Origin of the sequence: Actinomadura sp. KC345 (genome assembly GCF_004348515.1) — a bacterium.
Taxonomy (GTDB): Bacteria; Actinomycetota; Actinomycetes; order Streptosporangiales; family Streptosporangiaceae; genus Spirillospora.
Genome location: NZ_SMKH01000486.1, coordinates 1 through 3,392, shown reverse-complemented (window position 1 = coordinate 3,392; position 3,392 = coordinate 1). Strand labels below are relative to the sequence as shown.

Annotated in this window: 3 protein-coding genes; 2 read left to right on the top strand and 1 reads right to left on the bottom strand. The window is 73.1% G+C overall.

The annotated features are described in order from the left end of the window. Positions 1–1,013: hypothetical protein (locus tag E1281_RS41595; protein ID WP_207943766.1), on the bottom strand; the 1,013-nt coding region annotated here is incomplete at its 3' end. A gap of 161 nt (positions 1,014–1,174) precedes the next feature. On the opposite strand from E1281_RS41595, the gene cofD reads away from it, so the two are divergent. Together cofD and E1281_RS38595 are read left to right on the top strand one after the other, a co-directional pair. After that, a complete protein-coding gene (gene cofD / locus E1281_RS38600; protein WP_131884644.1) occupies positions 1,175–2,128 on the top strand; it encodes a 2-phospho-L-lactate transferase in 954 nt (317 codons plus the stop codon). Beyond that, positions 2,125–3,392 (top strand): coenzyme F420-0:L-glutamate ligase (locus E1281_RS38595; protein ID WP_131884643.1); only part of this gene is annotated, 1,268 nt, incomplete at its 3' end. The genes cofD and E1281_RS38595, both read left to right, overlap by 4 nt.

Genomic DNA, 3,392 nt, shown 5'->3' with positions numbered 1-3,392 from the left:
GGCGGGGGGCGGTTGTCCCGGTACCAGTCGCCGCCGTCGTCCGGACGGTTCTCACCGCCGGGCGCGGGCTGCGTCCCCTGCGGGTCCTGGCCGGAGCCGCCGTACGCGCGGGTCCACTCGCCCATCTCCTCGTCGGAGCTCGGCTGCTGCTCGTAACCCGGCTGGCCCGCCTGGTCCGGCTGGCCCTGCTGGCCCGCCTGGTAGCCGCCCTGCTGGCCATAGCCCTGCTGGCCGTAATCCTGCTGGCCGTAGCCCTGCTGCCCGTAATCCTGCTGCCCGTACTGCTGGCCGGGCTGCTGCTGCCCGTAGCCCTGCTGGCCATAGCCCTGCTGCTCGTAGCCCTGCTGCCCGTACTGCTGCTGCCCGTACTGCTGCTGCTCGTACTGCTGCTGCTCGTACCCGGGCTGCGCGGCCTGCTGGCCTTCGGCGCCCGCCTGCTGGCCGTACTGCTGGTACTGCTGCTGGCCGTAGCCCTGCTGCCCGTACTGCTGCTGGCCGTACTGCTGGCCCTGCTGGTACCCGAAGTCGGGGTAGCCCTGCTGCATCTGCGGCGGCTGTCCCTGCTGCGGACGCGGGGGCTGCATGGCCTGGAAGACGGTGAAGACGTACCAGCCGCCGACCCCGACCACGGCGATCTTCCCGGCACCGACCAGGAACACCGTCAGCTTCGTGAGCGCGCCCGCGGCCTCGGAGTCGACGAGCATCCCGCTGAGCCAGCAGACGACGCCGAACAGGGCGATGCCGCCGAGGACCCCGAGCGCCCCCATGGTGATCATCCGGGCCTGCGGCGTGGGACGGTCCCCCCACGACACCAGCAGGACGGCGAGGACGAGGATCCCGACGATGCCGATCTGGAGGAACATCCCGTCGCGGGTCTCCAGCATGGCGCGGCTGGTGAACGTGCCGCTCTCGCCCAGGAGCGAGATGATGCCCGCGAGCAACTGCACGCCCGCCGAGGCGAGCAGTACCCAGGCGGCCGGTTCGCGCAGGCGCTGGACGGCTTCCTTGTTCACGGTGACATCTCCAGACCGAGGCAATCCGATACAGCCAAAGCTTGGCACAAATTCCGGCCCTGTGTTGATCGCACACCCCTTGGTGCCGGGCCTCCTGGGCGCCGGGCTGAAGGCGCCGGTTCGTCGCGGGCGGGGATGAGGGCAATGGATACGCTTACGGCATGAAGATCGTGGTGCTTGCTGGCGGGGTTGGCGGGGCGCGCTTTCTGCGGGGGCTGCGGTCGGCGGCTCCGGAGGCGGAGATCACCGTCATCGGCAACACCGGGGACGACATCTCCCTGTTCGGGCTGCGGGTGTGCCCCGACCTGGACACCGTGATGTACACGCTCGGCGGCGGCATCAACGAGGACCAGGGGTGGGGGCGGACCGACGAGACGTTCACCGTCAAGGAGGAGCTCGCCGCCTACGGGGTCGGGCCGGGCTGGTTCGGGCTGGGCGACCGCGACTTCGCGACCCACATCGTCCGGACGCAGATGCTGGCGGCCGGCTACAAGCTGTCGGCGGTGACCGAGGCGCTGTGCGACCGGTGGAAGCCGGGTGTCCGGCTGATCCCGATGACCGACGACCAGGTCGAGACGCACGTGGTGATCGAGGACGAGCAGGGGCGGCGCGCGATCCACTTCCAGGAGTGGTGGGTGCGGCTGCGGGCGTCCGTCCCGGCGCGGTCGATCGCGGCGATCGGCGCCGAGGAGGCCAAGCCCGCGCCGGGCGTGCTCGCGGCGGTCGAGGCGGCCGACGTGGTGCTGTTCCCGCCGTCCAACCCGGTGGTGAGCATCGGGACGATCCTGGCGGTCCCCGGCATCCGGGACGCGATCGCGAGCAGGACGGTCGTCGGCGTCTCCCCGATCATCGGCGGCGCGCCCGTGCACGGCATGGCGGACGCGTGCCTGACCGCGATCGGCAGGGAGACCTCCGCGCGCGCCGTCGCCGAACTGTACGGGCTCGGGCTGCTGGACGGCTGGCTCGTCGACGAGGCGGACGCGGACGTCCGGGTGGAGGGCATCGACGTGCGGTCGCGGCCGCTGCTGATGAGCGACGAGCAGGCCACGGCCGATATAGCCCGCGCGGCGCTCGACCTCGCGCTGGAACTGAAGCGGGCGGAGGAGACCCAGTGACGGACGGCCCGGTGGCAGAGGACAGGGCGAACCGTCTGGAGGTCTTCGGGATTCCGGGGCTGCCGGAGGTCGCGGAGGGCGACGACATCGCGGCGCTGATCCCGGCGGAGGCCGTGCGGGACGGCGATGTGCTCGTCGTGACGTCCAAGATCGTCAGCAAGGCGGAGGGGCGGGTCCTGGTCGCCGAGGACCGGGAGAAGGCGATCGAGGCGGAGACCGTGCGGGTGGTGGCGCGGCGGGCGCACGCCCGCGGCGAGACCCGGATCGTGGAGACGCGGCAGGGACTCGTCCTGGCGGCGGCCGGGGTGGACGCGTCCAACACGAAGCCGGGCACCGTGCTCCTGCTGCCGGAGGACCCGGACGCCTCGGCCCGGCGGATCCGCGCGGGCCTGCGCGCACGCACCGGGGCGGACGTCGCCGTCATCGTGTCCGACACGCTCGGGCGGCCGTGGCGCAACGGGCTGACGGACGCGGCGATCGGCGCCGCGGGCCTGGAGCCGATCAGCGACCTGCGCGGCCGGGACGACGCCTACGGCAACCACCTCGAAGCGACGATCACCGCGGTCGCCGACGAGATCGCGGCCGCCGGGGAACTGGTCAAGGGCAAGCTGGACGGGGTGCCCGTCGCGGTGGTGCGGGGCCTGTCCGGGTTGGTCACGAAGGACGACGGGCCGGGCGCGCGGGTTCTGGTGCGCCCGCCCGACGAGGACATGTTCCGGTACGGGCCCTCCGAGGTGCTGCACGCGCGGCGGACGATCCGCGAGTTCACCGCCGACCCCGTCGACCCGGCGGCGGTGCGCCGCGCGGTCGCCGCCGCGATCACCGCGCCGGCGCCCCACCACACCACGCCGTGGCGGTTCGTCCTGCTGGAGTCGGCGGAGTCGCGGACGCGGCTGCTGGACGTGATGCGCGACGCCTGGGAGGCCGACCTGCGGCGCGACGGCTTCTCCGAGGAGTCGGTCGCCAGGCGGCTGCGGCGCGGCGAGGTGCTGCGGCGGGCGCCGTACCTGGTCGTGCCGTGCCTGGTCATGGACGGCTCGCACGACTATCCCGACGAGCGCCGGTCCCGCGCCGAGCGCGAGATGTTCGTCGTGGCCGCCGGCGCGGGCGTGGAGAACCTGCTGGTCGCGCTGGCCGTGGAGGGGCTCGGCTCGTGCTGGGTGTCGAGCACGATGTTCTGCCGCGACGTCGTCCGCGAGACGCTCGCCCTCCCGGGCGACTGGGACCCGATGGGCGCCGTCGGCGTCGGCCACCCGTCCGCCCC